17 protein-coding genes and 1 pseudogene are annotated in these 17787 nt (G+C 69.0%); 11 read left to right on the top strand and 7 right to left on the bottom strand.

The features are described from left to right. Nucleotides 1–432 precede the first annotated feature (432 nt). A pseudogene (locus ACWGIC_RS00065) lies at nt 433–1434 on the top strand (glycoside hydrolase family 76 protein); the annotation flags it as partial. Here ACWGIC_RS00065 and ACWGIC_RS00070 read toward each other — a convergent pair. Further along, nucleotides 1431–2297, bottom strand: a complete 867-nt coding sequence (locus ACWGIC_RS00070) for a LacI family DNA-binding transcriptional regulator (protein WP_452073656.1) — start codon at nt 2295–2297, stop codon at nt 1431–1433. The pseudogene ACWGIC_RS00065 and the gene ACWGIC_RS00070 sit on opposite strands and share 4 nt — an antisense overlap. 147 nt (nt 2298–2444) lie before the next feature. Next, nucleotides 2445–3464, bottom strand: coding sequence for a LacI family DNA-binding transcriptional regulator (locus tag ACWGIC_RS00075; RefSeq protein WP_452073657.1), 1020 nt, complete (start codon nt 3462–3464; stop codon nt 2445–2447). Nucleotides 3465–3596: 132 nt separating this feature from the next. Here ACWGIC_RS00075 and ACWGIC_RS00080 point away from each other — a divergent pair, with 132 nt between their 5' ends. The 8 genes from ACWGIC_RS00080 to ACWGIC_RS00115 all read left to right on the top strand — a co-directional run bounded on the left by ACWGIC_RS00080 (nt 3597) and on the right by ACWGIC_RS00115 (nt 9759). Further along, a complete protein-coding gene (locus ACWGIC_RS00080) occupies nt 3597–4616 on the top strand; it encodes a substrate-binding domain-containing protein (protein WP_452073658.1) in 1020 nt (339 codons plus the stop codon). Continuing rightward, nucleotides 4613–5602, top strand: a complete 990-nt coding sequence (locus tag ACWGIC_RS00085; RefSeq protein ID WP_452073659.1) for an ABC transporter permease — start codon at nt 4613–4615, stop codon at nt 5600–5602. The genes ACWGIC_RS00080 and ACWGIC_RS00085 overlap by 4 nt, the downstream gene beginning before the upstream one ends. After that, nucleotides 5599–6420 (top strand): ATP-binding cassette domain-containing protein, encoded by an 822-nt coding sequence (locus ACWGIC_RS00090; protein WP_452073660.1) that lies wholly within the window; start codon nt 5599–5601, stop codon nt 6418–6420. Before ACWGIC_RS00085 ends, ACWGIC_RS00090 begins: the two co-directional genes overlap by 4 nt. 7 nt (nt 6421–6427) lie before the next feature. Next, nucleotides 6428–7294 carry a PfkB family carbohydrate kinase gene (locus ACWGIC_RS00095; protein ID WP_452073916.1) on the top strand — a complete coding sequence of 289 codons (867 nt, stop codon included), beginning with the start codon at nt 6428–6430 and terminating at the stop codon, nt 7292–7294. Further along, nucleotides 7291–7926 (top strand): nucleoside/nucleotide kinase family protein, encoded by a 636-nt coding sequence (locus ACWGIC_RS00100; RefSeq protein ID WP_452073661.1) that lies wholly within the window; start codon nt 7291–7293, stop codon nt 7924–7926. Before ACWGIC_RS00095 ends, ACWGIC_RS00100 begins: the two co-directional genes overlap by 4 nt. Before the next feature lie 18 nt (nt 7927–7944). Beyond that, nucleotides 7945–8469: a hypothetical protein gene (locus ACWGIC_RS00105; protein WP_452073662.1), complete on the top strand. Its 525-nt coding sequence runs from the start codon at nt 7945–7947 to the stop codon at nt 8467–8469. 3 nt (nt 8470–8472) lie between these two features. Beyond that, entirely contained in the window at nt 8473–9216 is a 744-nt protein-coding gene (locus ACWGIC_RS00110; RefSeq protein ID WP_452073663.1) for an SDR family oxidoreductase, read from the top strand. Between the two features lie 132 nt (nt 9217–9348). Then, nucleotides 9349–9759, top strand: coding sequence for a VOC family protein (locus ACWGIC_RS00115; protein ID WP_452073664.1), 411 nt, complete (start codon nt 9349–9351; stop codon nt 9757–9759). Between the two features lie 4 nt (nt 9760–9763). Here the strand turns inward: ACWGIC_RS00115 and ACWGIC_RS00120 are convergent, their stop codons facing one another. From ACWGIC_RS00120 to ACWGIC_RS00135, 4 genes are all read right to left on the bottom strand, one after another. Then, nucleotides 9764–10441, bottom strand: a complete 678-nt coding sequence (locus tag ACWGIC_RS00120) for a DedA family protein (RefSeq protein ID WP_452073665.1) — start codon at nt 10439–10441, stop codon at nt 9764–9766. Nucleotides 10442–10606: 165 nt separating this feature from the next. After that, complete coding sequence (locus ACWGIC_RS00125) at nt 10607–11431, bottom strand: YceI family protein (protein WP_452073666.1); 825 nt, start codon at nt 11429–11431, stop codon at nt 10607–10609. Continuing rightward, nucleotides 11428–14052, bottom strand: a complete 2625-nt coding sequence (locus ACWGIC_RS00130; RefSeq protein ID WP_452073667.1) for an MFS transporter — start codon at nt 14050–14052, stop codon at nt 11428–11430. The genes ACWGIC_RS00125 and ACWGIC_RS00130 overlap by 4 nt, the downstream gene beginning before the upstream one ends. Then, nucleotides 14049–14576 (bottom strand): MarR family winged helix-turn-helix transcriptional regulator, encoded by a 528-nt coding sequence (locus tag ACWGIC_RS00135; protein WP_452073668.1) that lies wholly within the window; start codon nt 14574–14576, stop codon nt 14049–14051. Before ACWGIC_RS00135 ends, ACWGIC_RS00130 begins: the two co-directional genes overlap by 4 nt. A gap of 248 nt (nt 14577–14824) precedes the next feature. Here ACWGIC_RS00135 and ACWGIC_RS00140 point away from each other — a divergent pair, with 248 nt between their 5' ends. Continuing rightward, a complete protein-coding gene (locus ACWGIC_RS00140) occupies nt 14825–15250 on the top strand; it encodes a PPOX class F420-dependent oxidoreductase (protein WP_452073669.1) in 426 nt (141 codons plus the stop codon). Between the two features lie 211 nt (nt 15251–15461). On the opposite strand, the gene ACWGIC_RS00145 is transcribed toward ACWGIC_RS00140, so the two are convergent. Then, nucleotides 15462–16034 carry a TetR/AcrR family transcriptional regulator gene (locus ACWGIC_RS00145; RefSeq protein WP_452073670.1) on the bottom strand — a complete coding sequence of 191 codons (573 nt, stop codon included), beginning with the start codon at nt 16032–16034 and terminating at the stop codon, nt 15462–15464. Between the two features lie 89 nt (nt 16035–16123). On the opposite strand from ACWGIC_RS00145, the gene ACWGIC_RS00150 reads away from it, so the two are divergent. Then, complete coding sequence (locus ACWGIC_RS00150; protein WP_452073671.1) at nt 16124–17638, top strand: MFS transporter; 1515 nt, start codon at nt 16124–16126, stop codon at nt 17636–17638. Nucleotides 17639–17787 lie beyond the last annotated feature (149 nt).

Here is a 17787-nt window from a genome sequence, read left to right on the forward strand (position 1 = left end):
TGGCCGCGTGGTTCGGGCCGGTGCCGCCCACGCCGTCAGCCTGCCGGGAAGCGTCGTGCAGAGGCAAGTTCTCCGCCGCGCAGGCAGAATCAACCCATGACCGTCGATCCGTCCGAGCCCGCCGATTCCGCTGCGCGCGGCGATGCGGCCCGCCCTGCCATAGCGCGCGCCACCGACCCTGCCGAGCGTACGGCGGCGGCCGAGGGCGTGGCGGGTGGTGTTGAGAGTGCGGCAAAAGCGGCCGAGGGCGTGGCTGGTGGCGTTGAGGGTGAGCCAAACGCGGCCAAAGGCGCTGAGGGTGGCGCTGAGGGTGCGGCGGCGGCCGAGGGCGCGGCGGGTGGCGCTGAAGGTGCGGCAAATGCAGCCAAAGGCGCGGCGGGCGGCGTTGAGGGTGCGGCGGCGGCCGAGGGCGCGGCTGGTGACGCTGAACGTGCCGCAGCGGCCGAACGCGCGGTCTGCGCCCGCCACCTCCGCCGCCTCTGGGCCCTCCCCGGCACCGTCCTCGGCCGCAGTGGTTGGCCGCCCACTATGAGTCAGCGACTCCACTGGCACTGGAACTACTGGTGGCAGGCCCATCTCCTCGACAGCCTCGTCGACGCGCAGCTTCGTCAACCCACCCAAGAGCGCGCACGGCTCATCAACCGGTTCATCACGACGGTGCACCGACGCAACTTCGGCTCGTGGGTCAACGACTACTACGACGACATAGCTTGGCTAGGGCTCGCTCTGCAACGAGTGCGTCAGCACAAGCTATCCCACAATATGTCTACAGTGGACGAAGCACTAGGCGCCATCGGCAAACGGCTGCATGAAGGCTGGACAGAAGACCTTGGCGGAGGAATTTGGTGGCGGCGAGGCGAATCCTTCAAGAATACCCCGGCGAACGGGCCAGCCGCCATCTTCCACGCTCGTGTGGGTGACGGAGAACGCGCTCGCGCTATGACGCAATGGCTCACCGACACGTTGGTAGATCCCGAAACCGGCCTCGTCTGGGACGGAATCCGCGCGGACACCGGCGAACTAGTCAAGCATATTTTCTCGTACTGCCAAGGGGTTTACCTAGGCGCATGCCTCGAACAGTCCTTTTGGGACGAAGCAGCCCGCACCATCCGGGCGGTAGAAAAACACGGCGCACCCGGCGGCATCCTCCCCGGCTCGGAAGGCGGCGACGGCGGACTGTTCTCGGCGATCGCCGCCCGCTACCTAGCACTAGCGGCGAAGAAGCTGCCGAGGCCAGAGGCGGAGACGGCAAAACGTCTGGTGCAGAACTCGGCCGAAGCCTGCTGGAACGGTGCAACGCAAGAGAAATCCGGACCGTTGTTCAGCGCGGAGTGGGCACGACCGGCCCCGAACCCGCCCGGTAAGGCCGAGCGGGATTTGTCTGTCCAAATTGGAGGATGGATGTTGCTGGAAGCCGCTGCCACCCTGCACTAGCAGCCGCACGAAGCGCGGTGCAGGAACCGAGGCGCGAGGCGGACTGATTCCGGCCGGCGTTCCGGCTCCCGGCAGCGCGCCAGCAACAGCTGCACCGCGCGGCGGCCGATTTCCGAGATTGGTTGCGCCATCGTCGTCACGCCAGGGGAAACCGTGCGCGCCCAATCCATGTCCCCGTAGCCGACGACCGCCAGTTCCGACCCGATCCGGATCCCGCGCCGGTGCGCTTCCCACTGCACGCCGATCAGCATCGCCTCGCCCGCGACGACCAGCGCGGTCGGCGACGGCCAGCCGTCCAGGAGTTTGGCCGCGGCGCGAGCAGCACCGCCTGCGGTGGATAGGCCGGACGCGACCAGTTCCGGGTGGTAGCGCAGTCCGGCGCGGCCCAGGCCGAGGCGGTAACCGAGAGCGCGTTCTTCGCTGACGGTCGTTCCCTCGGTGCCGGTGATCAGCGCGATCCGCCGGTGCCGTCGCGCGGCCAGGTGTTCCACCAGTGCGGACATGGCCTGGAAGTTCTCCGACCCGACCTGGTCGACGTCGTTGCGGCCGGCGATCCGGTCGACCAGCACGGTGGGCACGCCGGTACGCACGAGCCCGTTCACGACAGCCTCGTCGCCAGGGGCGGGCACCAGCAGCACGCCGTCGACGCGATCCGCCTGCAGTGCGCGCAGCACTTCGGCTTCCTCGCGCGGGCAGTCGCCGGTGTCGGCCAGCAGCAAGTCGCAGCCCGCCCGCGCGGCAGCGCCGCGGATGGCACGCAGCAGCTGGTCGTGGTACGGGCTGGCGTGCCTCCCCAATGCCACCCCGAACCGATGGGTGACCGGCAGGTCCCAGTGGGAGACCTCCGGCGCCAGAACGGTCATTTTCCCGGCCCTCGTCGTCGGTACCTACCCAACAGTAGCCACTGTTGGGCCACCTAAGAGAGGGCCCGAGACGATCGGGTCCCGAGAATCACTGAGGTGAGTGAACGAAGCACGTGCTTGGTTACGCCGGGCAGTCAAGACCGGGGGCTACGCGCACCCGCACGAAGCCCGGTGCCGCAAGGTAGGCGGCAACCGCACAGTCTCGGCGGGCCGTCCGGGATCCGCCAGTCGAGCCAGCAGCAGCTGCACCGCGCGGCGACCGATTTCGTCGATCGGCTGGGCCATGGTCGTCAGCGGCGGGTCGACGAGGTCGGCCCATTCGACATCGTCGTAGACCACCACAGGCAGGTCCTGGCCGATCCGCAGGCCGCGCCGCCGCGCCTCGTGCAGGACGCCGACCATCATGCTGTCGTTGGCCACCACCAGTGCGGTCGGCGGATCCGGCAGCGCGAGCAGGGTGCTCAACGCCAAACCGCCGCCGTCGCGTGAGGACTGTCCGCACGCGACCAGATCCGGCGACCAGCTCAGCCCCGACCGGCCGAGGCCGAGCCGGTAGCCCAGCACGCGTTCGTCGCTCGTGGTCAGCCCGGGCGCGCCGGAGATCATCCCGATCCGGCGATGGCCCAGCGACGCCAGATGCGCGGTCAGCGCCGAGGTCGCCTGGATGTTCTCCGCGCCGACCTGGTCGATGTCGGTGCGGGTGGTGAGCCGGTCCATCAGCACGGTCGGCACGTCCAGCGACACCAGTTCGCCGAGCACCGACCCGTCGCCGGGCGCGGGCGTGATCAGCAGGCCGTCGACCCGGCGCGAGCGCAGCGCGCGCACGACGTCCCGCTCGGTGCCCGCGGTGTCGTGCGTGTCCGCCAGCAGCACGGTGTATCCGTTTGCCGACGCCTCTCGCTCGATCGCGTGCATCAGTGCCGCGAAGTACGGGTTCGCGACCAGCGAGATCGCCATCCCGATGGACCGCGTACCCCCGGTGACCAGCGAGCGCGCGATCGCGTCGCCGGTGTAGCCGGTGGTCTCGATCGCCCGCAGCACCGCGGCTTTCGTCTCCTCGGCCACCGCCCGCGTGCCGTTCACGACGTGCGAGACCGTCGTGATCGACACGCCCGCCATTTCGGCGATGTCGCGCTGGGTCGGGCGGGCGGAGCGGGGTCGCGGCATGTCTGTCCTTCATCAAGAGAGCGAAACCAGGAGCGTTGGCAAGCGTTTGCGCAAACGCTTGCGTCATGGCACTGAGTCTGTCTACCTTCCCGTCCATCGGCAAGCTCGCACCTCGATTCGGAGGGCATCTCCATGAGACACCGGAGTCTCACCGCACTCGCTTTGGCGGCCGCTGTCGCGGTCTCCACCGCCGGGTGCACCGTCGAACGCCACTGGGGCGGCAGCTCCAAAACCGGCGGCAGCGGCAAGGCCAAGGTCGGCCTCGTCACGAAGACCGACACCAACCCGTACTTCGTCGAACTGCGCAACGCCGCCTCCGCCGCGGCCAAGGCCAACGGCGCTGACTTCAGCGCGCTCGCCGGCCAGTTCGACGGCGACAACGACGGTCAGGTGCGCGCCATCGAGAACCTGATGCAGCAGGGCGTCAACACCATCCTGATCACGCCGAGTTCGTCCACCGGCGTCCTCAAGGCCATCAAGGACGCCCGCGACGCCGGCATCCTGGTGATCGCTCTCGACACCGCCACCGAACCGCCGGACGCGGTCGACGCCACCTTCGCCACCGACAACTTCGCGGCCGGCGAGCAGCAGGGTGCGTACGTCAAGGCGGCGCTGAAGGGCGCGGCTCCCAAGCTCCTGATGGTCGACGGCACCGCGGGCAGTTCGGTCGACACCCAGCGGCACGGCGGGTTCCTCAAGGGCATCGGGCTCAAGGACGGCGCGCCGGAGATCAAGGGCCACACCAACGCCAACGGCGACCAGAGCCTCGCCCAGCAGGGCATGGAGAACCTCCTGCAGCGCACCACCGACCTCAACGCGGTCTACACGATGAACGAGCCGATGGGCCGCGGCGCGTACGCGGCCCTGAAAGCGAGGGGCCTCAACAGCCAGCTCACCGTCGGCTCCATCGACGGCGGTTGCGAGGGCGTGCAGAACGTCAAGAACGGCCAGTTCGCCGTCACCGTGATGCAGTTCCCGCGGAAGATGGCCGAGCAGGGCGTGCTCGCGGCGGTCGAGTACGCGAAGACCGGAAAGAAGCCGAGCGGGTTCGTGAACACCGGTTCGACCGCGATCACCGACCACCCGATGCCGGGCGTCCCGAGCAAGGACACCGCGTGGGGTCTGCAGAACTGCTGGGGAGGCGGGAAATGACGAGCGCGACGGTCAACAACCGCGAGCGCGAGACGCTCGGCGAGTTCTTCCTGCGCGCCCCCGCGGTCGGCCCGGCGCTGGCGCTGGTCGTGGCGGTGCTGGTGTTTTCCTTTGCCACGGACACCTTTTTCGACCTGGACAATCTGTCCACAGTGGTCCAGCAGTCGCTGGTGGTCGGCACGCTCGCGCTCGGCCAGACGCTGATCATCCTGATCGCGGGCATCGACCTTTCCAACGCGTCGTCGATGGTCGTGGCGACGCTGGTGATGGCGAAACTGGCGGCGGTCACGAACGTTTTCTTCGCACTGCTGGCCGGAGTCGTGCTGACCGTCGTGGTCGGACTGTTCATCGGCACGCTGGCGACGCGGATCAAGCTGCCCGCCTTCATCATCACGCTCGGCACGTTCACCGGGCTGACCGCGGTGGCGAAGCTGATCGCGGGCGGACAGGCGGTCCCGGTTTCCGACGGGCTGCTCACCTGGCTAGGCACAAAGCGGTACCTCTTCGGCGGCATCCCGATCACCTACGGCATGACGCTGGCGCTGCTCATGTTCCTCGTCGTCTGGTACGCGCTGACGAAAACCGCGTGGGGCAAGCACGTTTACGCCGTCGGCAACGCACCAGAGTCCGCGCGGCTGTCCGGGATCAAGGTCAATCGCACCGTACTGTCGGTCTATCTGGTCGCCGGCCTGTGCTTCGGCATCGCCGCGTGGCAGGCGCTCGGGCGCACGCCGAACGCCGACCCGAACCAGTTCCAGCTCGGCAACCTCGACTCGATCACCGCGGTGGTGCTGGGCGGCACGAGCCTGTTCGGCGGACGCGGTTCGGTGCTGGGCACGCTGTTCGGCGCGCTGGTCGTCGCGGTGCTGCGTTCGGGTCTGACGCAGATGGGCGTGGACGGCAACTACCAGGACCTGGCGACTGGCGCGTTGCTGATCGCCGCGGTGGTCGTGGACCGGATCGCACGGAGGCAGCAGCAGTCATGACTACCACGCAGCAGCAGCCGACCCTTTCCGCGCGCGGCCTGGTGAAGCGCTACGGCCGGGTCACCGCCATCGACGGCGCCGATTTCGACCTCTACCCCGGCGAAGTGCTCGCCGTGGTCGGCGACAACGGGGCCGGAAAGTCCAGTCTCATCAAGGCATTGTCCGGTGCGGTGGTGCCGGACGCCGGTGAGATCAAAGTGGACGGAAAGACGGTCCACTTCAAGTCCCCTTTGGACGCGAGGCACTACGGAATCGAGACGGTGTACCAGGATCTGGCGGTCGCGCCAGCGCTGGACATCGCGTCGAACATGTTCCTCGGCCGCGAAAAGCGCCTCAAGGGACCGTTCGGGATCGGATTGCGCAAGCTCGACACCGCGACCATGCGCACCGAGGCGCAGCGGATCCTGGACGACCTCGGCATCAAGGTCAAATCCATTACCCAGCTGGTGGAAACGCTGTCCGGCGGGCAGCGGCAAGGCGTCGCGGTGGCGCGCGCGGCAGCGTTCGGCACCAAAGCGGTGATCATGGACGAGCCGACGGCCGCGTTGGGTGTCGCGGAATCCGCGAAGGTGCTGGAACTGATCGGCCGGATCCGCGACCGCGGCCTGCCGGTGGTGTTGATCAGCCACAACATGCCGCACGTCTTCGAAATCGCCGACCGGATCCACGTGCACCGGCTCGGCAAGCGCGTCGCCGTGGTGTCGCCGAAGACGCACAGCATGAACCAGGTGGTCGGCCTGCTCACCGGTGCGTTGAAACTCGACGACAACGGCGAAGTCGTCGAGGTCGCGTCCACCACGCACGCCGGGTTGACCTGACGTGCGAGTGCTGCTGGCGGGGTTGTGCACCGTCGATGTCGTACAGCGGGTCGCGGAATTCCCGGAGCCGAGCGAAAAAGTGCAGTCGCTGCAGGTGGATGTCGCGGCCGGTGGGCCCGCGACGAACGCCGCGGTGACCGTCGCGGCGCTCGGTGCAGAAGCGACCCTCGTGACGGCTCTCGGCGCACACCCGCTGGCCGCGCTCGCCCGCAATGACCTCGAAGCCTGTGGCGTCGACCTGGTCGACCTCGCTCCAGAACGTACGCAGGCACCGCCGGTCAGCGCGGTCGTAGTCCGGGAGAACGACGGCGAACGCACCGTCGTCTCCCGCAACGCCGCCTCCGACGAGCCGCTGGAACTGCCTGACCTCGCCCCGATTTTCGAGCGCGTAGACGCCGTCCTCGTCGACGGGCACCATCCCGAGCTAGCACTTGCTGTTGCCCAGGAAGCCTGCACGCGCGAAGTGCCGGTCATCCTGGACGCGGGCAGCTGGAAACCGGTACTGGACCAGTTGCTGCCACTGGTCCGCGTGGCAGCCTGTTCCGCAAGGTTCCGTGCTCCCGCACCGAGTTTGGCCGAACGCGGAGTGTCAGTGACGATCACGACGGCAGGCCCGGAGCCGGTCGCCTGGAGCACTACGGAAGACTCTGGGCAGGTCCCCGTGCCGCTCGTCGAAGCGCGGGACACTCTGGGGGCCGGAGACGTGTGGCACGGTGCGCTCGCGTACGCGGTGGCGACGCGGGAAGGCGCGGTGCCCGACTGGATCGGATACGCGAACGCGGTGGCCGCGGAGCGCGTCCGGCACGTGGGTCCGCGTTCGTGGACCGGGCCGGTCGGGGAACTGGCGAAGAGCAGAGAAGAGGGAGTGCGATGACGGCGTTCGAGGATCTGCTGGCGCGGGCCGAGAAGCTGGCCAAACCGCGGGAACGGCACGTGCTCGGCATCATCGGCGCGCCCGCCTCCGGCAAGACCACGCTGGCCTGGGCGATCGCCAACGCGCTCGGTTCGCGGGCCGCGGTCGTCGGGATGGACGGTTTCCACCTGGCCCAGGTCGAACTGCAGCGGCTCGGCCGCACCGACCGCAAGGGCGCGCCGGACACCTTCGACGCGGCCGGCTACGTGCACCTGATCCGCCGCCTCGCCGAGGGCCGCGAGACGGTCTACGCGCCGGAGTTCCGCCGCGAGATCGAGGAGCCGATCGCCGGCGCGGTCCCGGTCGCGCCCGAGGTGCAGCTGGTCATCACCGAGGGCAACTACCTGCTGCTTCCGGACGACCCGTGGAGCGGCGTGCGGCAGTTCCTCACCGAGGCCTGGTTCCTCGCCCCGGACGAGCCGGAGCGGATCGAGCGGCTGGTGTCCCGGCACCGGCGCTACGGCCGTTCGCTGGTCGAGGCCCGGCAGCGCGCGCTCGGCTCCGACCAGCGCAACGCGGACCTGATCGCGAACACCCGCGACCGCGCCGACCTGGTGCTCGAGAACCTGCCGCTGACGAATTTCGCCCTCTGAGCGTGTTCTGAGCAGGTGATGTTCGACGATCCGGCGACGACGGATCCCTACGCCGGTGCGGTCACCTGGGACCGCGCCGGCGACGCCCGGATCGCCGTGCTGTACCCGCCGTACGTCCCGCTCCTGCGCACGCACCTGAACGGACTGCGGGCGCTGGTCGAGCGGCGGCTGTCCGAGCCCTCGGCGTCCAACGCGGATCCGCGGCTGGCGCTGCTGGTCGAGCGGATGCAGGAGACCAGCAGCGAACCGCAGCTCGAGCCGGAGGTGCTGGCGGACGTCCGGACTCGGCTGGACTGGGCGTTGTCGGTGCTGCCGGAACACGGCGGTGTCCTCGAACTGCACACTCCGATGCACCAATGGTGGTGGGGACGCGCGCTGCTCGACGTCTGCACGGCGATCACCGCGTTGCTGGGAGCGTGGCTGCGCGGCGAAGCGGTCGACGGGCAGCACTGCCCGGACGACGCGACCTGGTGGATGTGGATGGCACAGATGCGCTGGCTCGACGCCCAGTTCGTCGAGCCGCTCAAGCCAAGCGGGGAGTGAGCTGTGGGGGTTTTGGTCGTCACCGGCGGCAGCCGGGGCATCGGGGCGGCGATCTGCGAACTGGCCGCCACTCGGGGTTACGACGTGGTGGTGAACTACTCCGGCGACCCGGCTCCGGCCGAGGAGGTCGCCGAGCGGGCGCGATCCCACGGTGCGCAAGCGCTTGCGCACCGCGCCGACGTATCCGACGAACAGCAGGTCAGCGACCTTTTTTCGGCCGCGGCCGAGCTGGGTCCGCTCGTCGGCCTGGTCAACAACGCGGGCATCACCGGCAACACCCCGGGCAGGCTCGACGAGCAGAGCGTCGAGACCGTGCGCCGCGTGCTGGACATCAACGTCACCGGGGTTTTCCTGTGCTGCCGCGAGGCGGTGCGACGGCTGTCGGCGCGCTACGGCGGGTCCGGCGGCGCGATCGTGAACGTCTCGTCCACGGCTTCGCGGAACGGGTCGTCGGGCGAATGGGTGCACTACGCGGCGTCCAAAGCGGCGGTCAACACGCTCAGCCTCGGCCTCGCGCGGGAAGTCGCCGACGAGGGAATCCGGGTCAACGTCGTGTCTCCCGGCCTGGTCGAGACCGGCCTGCACGCCGCCGCCGGAATGCCGGACCGGCTCGACCGGCTCAGCGGAAACATCCCGCTCCGACGTGCTGGCCGGCCGGAGGAGATCGCCGCGGCCGTGCTGTGGCTGCTGTCCCCGGAGGCGTCCTTCACCGTGGGCGCGGTGCTGGAGGTCGGCGGCGGCCGCTGATCCATCTCGGACAGTGAGACGCCCGGCGACGGGCAGATCACGATTGACCCCGGAACTCGGTGAACTCGCCCGTGGCGGTCGGCGCGGTGTGCGAGTCTGGAACGAGGGGTTGAAAGGACGGCCGCGAAAGTCATGCCCAAGCTCACGTCTGTGCACCATCTGGCGCTCACCGTGACCGATGTGGACCGAAGTGTTCCCTGGTACGTCCGGGTGCTCGACCTCGAGGAAAGCCATCGGCGCGAAGACCCGGAAACCGGGGTGCGCAAAGTAGTTCTGCGTTCGGCAGGAGACGGTTTCTCCGTGGTGCTGGTCCAGCATCCGGTCGCGGTGAGACCCGCGTTCGACGAAAGACGCACTGGTCTGGACCACGTCGCGTTCTCGGTGTCGTCCCGCGCCGAGGTCGCCGAATGGGAGGACCGCCTGCGCGAGTACGGCGTTTCCTACCTGCCCGCCACGGAATCGCAGACCTTCGAAGGTTCGTCGGTGATCGTGTTCCGCGATCCGGACGGCATCCAGCTGGAAGTCTGGTCCGACCCGGCGTGAAAACTCAGGCGTGCGCGTCGTCGGGTTCGTCGACCGGACGCCGCATTTCCTGGCGGTAGCGCAGCACGCCGTACGCGGTGCCGAACACGAAGAACGCGATGCTCACCCACAGCGCGACGGTCTTGACCCACGGGATGGCGTCGAGCAGACCGGCCCCGTAGTAGCCGAGCAGCACCAGCGTCGGCACCCACAGCAGCCCGCCGACCGTGGTGGCGAGCAGGAACCGGCGCGAATCCATCCGTGCGGCGCCGGCGATCAGCGGGGCCAGCGTGCGGATCCACGGAATCCACCTCGCCGCGACGATCGCGAAGAATCCCTTGCGGTCCAGGAAAGCTTGCGCGCGTTCGAGATTGTGCCGGTTGAGCATCCGCCCGCCGCGCCGGGCGATCAGCGTCGTGCCAGCGCCGCGGCCGATGTAATAGCCGATCTGGTTGCCGACCACGGCGGTGATCAGCGCGGCCCCGGACAGCAGCCACGCGTTCAGGTCCGAGCCGTGCTGCGCGAGCACCACGCCCGCGCCGAACAGCAGGGAATCTCCCGGCAGGAACAGCCCGATGATGAGTGCGCATTCGATGAGCACGAACGACAGCACGATGACCCAGACCAGCACCGGGCCGGCGGTGTCCAGCCAGCTCAGGCCGATTCCCGCGGCGTGCGCGGGCTGGGCGGCGTCGAGGTTCACGCGAAGAGCCTACGTGGCTGGGAACGGCTGCAGTACGCAACCATCGAATCCTCCGCATTCGGTGACTTTGGGTATTCCTGGGGTAACCAGACTGTTCACCCTTTTCGCCCAGGACAACGAACAAGCCGCCCGGAACAGTTCCCGGGCGGCCTGTCGCGGTTTTCTCTAGAACTGCGGCAGGGACTCGCCCTGCACAGCCTCGATGTCCAGCTCCACCTTGACGGTCGTGCCGATCGCGGCCACGCCCGCCCGCACCATCGCGCTGTAGTTGATCGCGAAATCGTTGCGGTGCAATTGCGTTTCGGCGTGGAACGCGGCGCGCACGCCGCCCCACGGGTCCGGACCGTGCCCGGTGTAGCGCAGGTCGAGCGTGACGTCGCGGCGTTCGCCGTGCAGCGTGAGCACGCCGCGCAACGCCCAGCTGTCCGTGCCGAGCTGGGAAAGCCCGGTGCTTTCGAACGTGATGAGCGGATACGCGTCGACGTCGAGGAATTCGGCCGAACGCAGGTGGTCGTCCCGCATCTTGATGCCGCTTTCGATGCTGCCCGCCTTGATCTCGGCGCGCACCGTCGAACGCTCGACCGGGCGGGCGACCTCGATCCGCCCGGCCACGTCCGGGAACCGCACCTTGATGCTCGCGATGCCCATGTGCCGCGCGGTGGCGACCACCGACGAGTGCATCGGGTCGATCGTCCACGGCCCCTCCGGCGGCAGCTCGACCGCGCCGGAAACCGGCGCGAGCGCGATGTCGCCGAGCAGCCCGGCCCCGTCGGAGCCGATCTGCACGGTGCGGGCCATCGGCGTGTACCCCGGCGCGGTGATCACGGCGGTGTAGACGCCCGGGGGCAGCGGATCGGTGACCACCGCCCCCTTCGCGTCCGTGACCTGCCGCGCGACCTGGCGACCGTTCAAGTCGGTGACCGTGAGCACCGCGTTCTCGACCGGCCATCCGCCGTTCGAGCGCAGTTGTGCGCGCAGACCTCCGCTCATGACCGGTCGACCAGCTCGTCGAGCGCCTGGTCGTAGCTCAGCCGCACGTCGTGCTGGGCCTCGCCGTCGTTCAGCGTCACCTGGCTCGTGGCGGGCGGGTATCCGCTGGCCACGACGGTGTACGAGCCGATCGGCAGGTCGCTGACCACGTACCGGCCCTCGCTGTCGGTGCGGGCCACCGCCGCGACGTTGCCGTTCGCGTCGAGCACGGTGATCCGTGCGTCCGGCACGATCCGGTCGCCCTCGGTGCGCGCGACGCCCTGGAGCAGCACCGCGCCGGCGAGTTCGACGTCGTGGCGCAGCACGCCGCTGTCCGGCACCGTCAGCGTGACCGCGACCGGGCGGTAGTGCGGGCCGCTCGCGACCAGCGTGTACTGCCCGGCGCCGACCCCGCTGAAGGTGTAGACGCCGTCCTCGGCGGTGATGAACGCGCCGTTGACCTCGCCGCGCGAGTCGGTCAGCGTGACCGTCGCGTTCGCTAGCGGGGTCGCGGTGCCGATCGAACGGACCACGCCGGTCAGCTCGCCGGAACCGGTGAGCGTGACGTCCAGGTTCGCCGGGTGCCCGCCGACCACCACGCTGGAGGCCTGCGGCTGGTGCCCGGGAGCGGACACGATCAGCACGTACGTTCCCGGACCCTGGGTCGGGATCGAGTAGCTGCCGTCGCCGTTGCCGGTCGCCCGCGCCACCTGACGGCCCTGCTGGTCGATCAGGGTCAGCGCGGCCGCGCTCACGTGGCTGCCGTCCTGGCGGCGCACGTGCCCGGTGACCGGGACGCCGCCCGAACCGGTGGCCGTGCCGAATTCGGCGTCGGCCACCGAGTTGGTGATCGGCATCGGCCGGGCGTCAGCCACCGCCTGCGCGTCGCCGTGGCCGTTGGTCAAGGCGTGCTTGCCACCGGCTCCGACGAGCACCGGCTCCTTCGGGGCTTCCTCGAACAGCGAACCGGTCTTCAGCTCCGCGGTGTCGTCCGTGGCCGGGGCCGGCTCGTCCAGGTTTTCCAGCAGCGCCTCGCCGCCTTCGACCGCGGCCGCGGCCGGGTTCATGCCCGCCAGCGGGATCTCCTTCATGAACAGCAGCACCAGCGTGGCCAGCAGCGCGACGCCGCCCGCCACCCAGAACACCGTGGTGATGGAGTCGGTGAAGCCGATCAGGATCGGCGTGCGCACCGCCTCCGGCAGCGACTGGATGACACTGGTGTTGCTCGACAGGTCGCCGAGGTTGGCGCCCGCGCCCGGAGGCAGGTGGCCGCCGAACGCCTTGGTGATGTTGCCCGGCAGCACGTTGAACAGAATCGTCAGGAACACCGCGACCCCGGCGGTACCGCCGATCTGGCGGAAGAACGTGGCCGACGCGGTCGACACGCCCATGTCCTTGCGCGGGCCCGCGTTCTGCACCGCGATGATCAGGGTCTGCATGCACTGGCCGAGGCCGAGGCCGATGATCAGCGCGGCCACCAGCGGGTGCCAGATCGGGGTGTCGTACTTGACCACGGCGAAGAAGAACGCGCCCGCGGCGATCAGGATCGTGCCGACGATCGGGAAGATCTTGTAGCGCCCCGTCTTCGAGGTGATCTTGCCGGAGATGATCGAGCTGGACATGATGCCGACCATCAGCGGCAGCATCAGCAGACCCGACTGCGTCGGCGAGTAGCCCTGCACGACCTGCAGGTACTGCGGGATCATCGTGATCGCGCCGAACATCGCCACACCGACGATCACGCCGCCGATGATGGCCACGGTGAAGGTCGAGTTCTTGAAGAGCCGCAACGGGATCAGCGCCGCGTCCTTCATCAGCCTCTCGACGACGATGAACAGCACGATGCCGACGCCGCCGATGATGTACATCCAGATCGACTTCTGGTCGCCCCAGCCCCATTTCTGGCCCTGTTCGGCGACGATCAGGAACGGCACCACGGCGATGACCATGGTGAGCGCGCCCCACCAGTCGATCTTGTGGTCGTGCCGGTTGTGCGGGACGTTCAGCACCTTCGCGACGACGAACAGCGCGACGACGCCGATCGGCACGTTGATCAGGAAGACCCAGCGCCAGCCGTGCAGGCCGCCGAGGGTGTCGAAACCGGCGAAGAAGCCGCCGAGCACCGGGCCCAGCACGGTCGAAATGCCGAACACGGCGAGGAAGTAGCCCTGGTACCGCGGGCGTTCCCGCGGCGGGACCACGTCGCCGATGATCGTCATGGCCAGCGACATCAGACCGCCGGCGCCGAGACCCTGCACCGCGCGGAACGCGGCCAGTTCGTACATCGAGGTCGAGGCGGTCGCGGCCGCCGAGCCGACGACGAAGATCGCGATCGCGGCGAGGTAGAACGGCTTGCGGCCGTAGATGTCGGAGAGCTTGCCGTAGATCGGCGTGGCGATGGTCGAGGTGATCAGGTACGCCGTGGTCGCCCACGCCTGCAGGTCGAAGCCGTGCAGGTCGTTGGCGATCCGGACGATCGAGGTGCCCACGATCGTCTGGTCGAGCGCGGCGAGGAACATGCCGCACATCAGGCCGCTGATGATCGTGACGATTTGGCGGTGAGTCAGCCGCGGACCGCTCTCGCTGTCTTCAGCGGGCGCTCCCCCTCGCGACTGAGGTTGCTTTTCAACGGTGGACGTCATGCGTTCGAGGCCCCCTTGGCCTGTCCCGCCGCCGTGATTTCGGACAGCGACGGATTGTTCTTTTCGATACCTGTGTTGAGCCGCGCGAGAAGCTTGTTGAGCGTCTCGCGCTCCTCCTGGCTCCAATCGCCGAGTACATCGGCCAGCCACCGGGCGCGGTGCTTGCGGTTTTCGTCGAAGACACGGAGGCCTTCGGCGGTCGGGGCGAGCAAGCAGGCGCGGCCGTCCTCGGGGTCGGCCTGCCGTTCGACGAGTCCGTGCTGCACGAGCGAACTGGACTGCCTGCTGATCGTGGAGATCTCGGAATGCAGGAACTCGGCCAGCTTGCTGGTGCGTTGCGGGCCTTCGTGGACGAGGCAGAAGAGGATCGCGTACGCGGCCCTTTCGATCCCGTCCGGCCCGTGTTTGGCGACCTGGGACTTCGCCTTGGTGATCAAGCGCATGAACCGGACCAGCTCGTGTCCGAGCTGGTCGGCAAGGTCGAGATCGGCCTCGGGCCTGACGGCGGAGTTCTGAGGTGCCATGTGGGTCTTCCTTTGGAGCAAACCATTGGTTGGCGACTGCAACTAGTTGCCTCAAGCAAGAGTGTGCCCGTCCGGCTGTTTCCGCAAGCGGCCGACCCCTGGTTGTGTCACAGGACACTTTAGTTGCCGCATGCAAGCAGATTTCAACCGGATGGGTATCGTCCGTTTTCTCCCGGTATGCGGACGCCCCTGGTCACTGGGGGTTTCGGGGCGGGAACAGATCCTTCGCGAGGGGCCTTCATAGAGGTATGACTGACGACACAGCGCTCTACGACCTCATCGCGGCGAGCAAGCAGGGCGTCCTGGCGACCCTGAAACGAGACGGCCGCCCCCAGCTGTCGACGGTGACGCACTACTTCGACCCCGGTGCCCGCCAGCTGCAGGTGTCGATCACGGATGGGCGAGCGAAGACGAAGAACATGCGCCGGGATCCGCGGGTGAGCTACCACGTGGCGTCGCCGGACGGATGGTCGTACGCGGTGGCGGAGGGGCGGGCGGTGCTGTCGCCGGTCGCTTCGTCGCCGGAGGACGAGGCGGTGGAGGCGTTGATCGCGCTGTATCGCAAGGTGGCGGGCGAGCATCCCGACTGGGCCGAGTACCGCGCGGCGATGGTGGCGGATCGGCGGCTGGTGCTGACGGTGGAGATCGAGCGGGTTTACGGCTTGGTTCGCTGAGGCGTCTGCGGCGGGGTTTTGCTTGGGCTGCTTCGGTGTTCGGAGCTGGCCCTGTGCCGGGTCGGCGGCGCGCGGGCCTCGCGCTGGTTGTGGTAGTGAGGGGCTTCGCGTCGGTCCGGCCGGGCTGGCTTCTCGCCACGGCCGGACCTCGGTCCTTCCGGTGCCCTGCCGCGAGTGCCGCGCGCCCGGCGAGTGCCGCCGTGCCCAGGCCTCAGTCTTTCCGGTGTCCCGCCGCGAGCGCGGCCTTGGCCGGTGTCCCGGCCTCGATCCGGTCCGCGATTTCCTCGATCTGCTCCAGCAGGCCGTCGGTCACCTCTTCGCCCAGCGCCGCGCGCATGTAGAGGCCCTCGCCGACCAGCATCACCAGCTCCGCCGCCACCGGGTCCTCGACGTGCTCCAGCATCAGCTCGCGGGTGCGTTCGGTGCAGCGGCGCGACACCTCCGCCGCGACCGGGTCGTTGAGCACCAGCCGGAGCGCCGCCATCGTCGTGCGGTGCAGTGCCAGGTCGCGCGTGACGTCGGTGATCGACGAGCGCAGGTAGTGCCGGACCACGCCTTCCGGCGCGTTGCGCGCGCGTTCGAGGTCTTCGTCGGTCAGCCGCTCCAGGCGTTCGAGCAGGCCGTCGCGCAGGGCGTCCTTCGAACCGAAGTGGTAGAGCAGGCCGCCTTTGGACACCCCGGCGTGCGCGGCGACGGCGTCGAGGGTGATCTCGGCCGGGCCGCGGTCGGCGAGGATGACCTCGTACGAACCGAGGATGCGTTCACGTGCTGAAGGTTTAGCCATCACCTTGACTATACCGTCCAGACGGTTTACCTTCTACCTCAGGAACGAAACTGTACCGTCTGGACGGTATAAGAAAGGAAGAGTGCGCCATGGTGCGGCGCGGAGGCCAGTGGTGGGCTTTGGCAGTGCTGGTGCTGCCGGTCCTCTTGATCAGCGTGGATACGACAGTCCTGGGGTTCGCCCTGCCCTACCTCAGCGAGGACCTCGCGCCCACGGGCGCGGAACAGCTGTGGATCGTCGACGTCTACTCGTTCGTCCTGGCCGGATTGCTGGTCTTCATGGGCACGCTGGGCGACCGGATCGGCAGGCGGCGGCTGCTGCTCATCGGCGGTGCCGCGTTCGGCGCGGCCTCGGTGCTGGCGGCGTTCGCGACGTCCCCGCTGATGCTGATCGTCGCGCGGGCGCTGCTGGGCGTCGGCGGTGCGACGCTGATGCCGTCCACGCTGTCGCTGATCCGCAGCATCTTCACCGAGGACCGCACGCGGCGTACCGCGGTGGCGATCTGGAGCGCGGCGTTCTCCGGCGGGATGGCGGTCGGCCCGGTCGTCGGCGGCTGGCTGCTCGAGCACTTCTGGTGGGGTTCGGTCTTCCTGATCAACGTGCCGGTGATGGTGCTGCTGCTCGTCGCGGGCCCGATGCTGCTGCCGGAGTTCCGCGATCCGAACCCGGGCCGCTTCGACCCGTGGTCGGCGCTGCTGTCGCTGGGCACGATGCTGCCGGTCGTCTACGGCGTGAAGATCGCCGCGACGTCGGGGATGACGTGGTCGGCGGGTGCCGCGATGGTGCTCGGGCTCGCGCTGGGCGTGCTGTTCGTGCGCCGGCAACGGCGGCTTGACCAGCCGATGCTGGACCTCGCGCTGTTCGCCAACCGCAAGTTCGCCGGTTCGGTGATCACGAACCTGCTGGGCGTGTTCGCCCTGGTCGGGCTGCTGTTCCTGCTGCCGCAGTACCTGCAGCTCGTGCTCGGGCTGACGCCGCTCGTCGCAGCGCTGTGGATGCTGCCGGCGACGGTCGCCGGCGTCGTCGGAGCCCTCGCGGCGGCCTGGCTCGCTCGCCGGGTCCGGGTGCCGGTCCTGGTCAGCGGCGGCCTGCTCCTCGGCGCGGCCGGCTTCCTGGTCCTGACCACCATCGGGGCCGAGGCCGGACTGGCCGCGGTCGTGGTGGCGTTCGTCCTGGTCGGCGGCGGGGTGGCCCTGTCCGAAACCCTCACGAACGACCTCGTGATCTCCGCCGCCCCGGTCAACCGCGCCGGTGCCGCGTCGGCGATCTCGGAAACGGGTTACGAACTGGGCGGCGCACTGGGCACCGCCCTGCTGGGCAGCCTCGCCACGGCGGTCTACCAGTCGGGCCTGCCCGCCACCGCACCCGCGGCGGCACACGACACCCTGGGCGGTGCGGTAGCCACTGCGCACGGCCTGCCCGCCGCCGAGGGGGCGGAGCTGCTGAGCACCGCCCGCGAATCCTTCGTGACGGCGTTGCACATGAGTGCGTGGGTGGGTGCCGCGATCCTCGTGTACACGGCACTGCAGGCGTACTTCCTGTTGGGCCGTCGCCGAAACCGTCCGCAGACGGCTCAGCCCGAGGAGGCCGCGATGTCTGCGTGACCTGCGTCCGCCTCGCGGAGCCGGGGCGACGGACTCGCCGCGGTGGGCGGGGTCGCTCGACGCCGCTGCGGCCCGGCCTGGGGCGAGCCGGTTCCTCCTTCAGCGCGGCCACCGCGCTGCAGCGAGGAACCGGCGAGCCCGGTGCCGGA

Source organism: Amycolatopsis sp. NPDC054798 (assembly GCF_053611505.1).

Bases quoted from the DNA above. Each gene is read 5' to 3' on its own strand.
- ACWGIC_RS00070 (WP_452073656.1), bottom strand. From the start codon at position 2,297: ATGACCGTTCTGGCGCCGGAGGTCTCCCACTGGGACCTGCCGGTCACC.
- ACWGIC_RS00075 (WP_452073657.1), bottom strand. From the start codon at position 3,464: ATGCCGCGACCCCGCTCCGCCCGCCCGACCCAGCGCGACATCGCCGAA.
- ACWGIC_RS00080 (WP_452073658.1), top strand. From the start codon at position 3,597: ATGAGACACCGGAGTCTCACCGCACTCGCTTTGGCGGCCGCTGTCGCG.
- ACWGIC_RS00085 (WP_452073659.1), top strand. From the start codon at position 4,613: ATGACGAGCGCGACGGTCAACAACCGCGAGCGCGAGACGCTCGGCGAG.
- ACWGIC_RS00090 (WP_452073660.1), top strand. From the start codon at position 5,599: ATGACTACCACGCAGCAGCAGCCGACCCTTTCCGCGCGCGGCCTGGTG.
- ACWGIC_RS00100 (WP_452073661.1), top strand. From the start codon at position 7,291: ATGACGGCGTTCGAGGATCTGCTGGCGCGGGCCGAGAAGCTGGCCAAA.
- ACWGIC_RS00105 (WP_452073662.1), top strand. From the start codon at position 7,945: ATGTTCGACGATCCGGCGACGACGGATCCCTACGCCGGTGCGGTCACC.
- ACWGIC_RS00115 (WP_452073664.1), top strand. From the start codon at position 9,349: ATGCCCAAGCTCACGTCTGTGCACCATCTGGCGCTCACCGTGACCGAT.
- ACWGIC_RS00125 (WP_452073666.1), bottom strand. From the start codon at position 11,431: ATGAGCGGAGGTCTGCGCGCACAACTGCGCTCGAACGGCGGATGGCCG.
- ACWGIC_RS00130 (WP_452073667.1), bottom strand. From the start codon at position 14,052: ATGACGTCCACCGTTGAAAAGCAACCTCAGTCGCGAGGGGGAGCGCCC.
- ACWGIC_RS00135 (WP_452073668.1), bottom strand. From the start codon at position 14,576: ATGGCACCTCAGAACTCCGCCGTCAGGCCCGAGGCCGATCTCGACCTT.
- ACWGIC_RS00140 (WP_452073669.1), top strand. From the start codon at position 14,825: ATGACTGACGACACAGCGCTCTACGACCTCATCGCGGCGAGCAAGCAG.
- ACWGIC_RS00145 (WP_452073670.1), bottom strand. From the start codon at position 16,034: ATGGCTAAACCTTCAGCACGTGAACGCATCCTCGGTTCGTACGAGGTC.
- ACWGIC_RS00150 (WP_452073671.1), top strand. From the start codon at position 16,124: ATGGTGCGGCGCGGAGGCCAGTGGTGGGCTTTGGCAGTGCTGGTGCTG.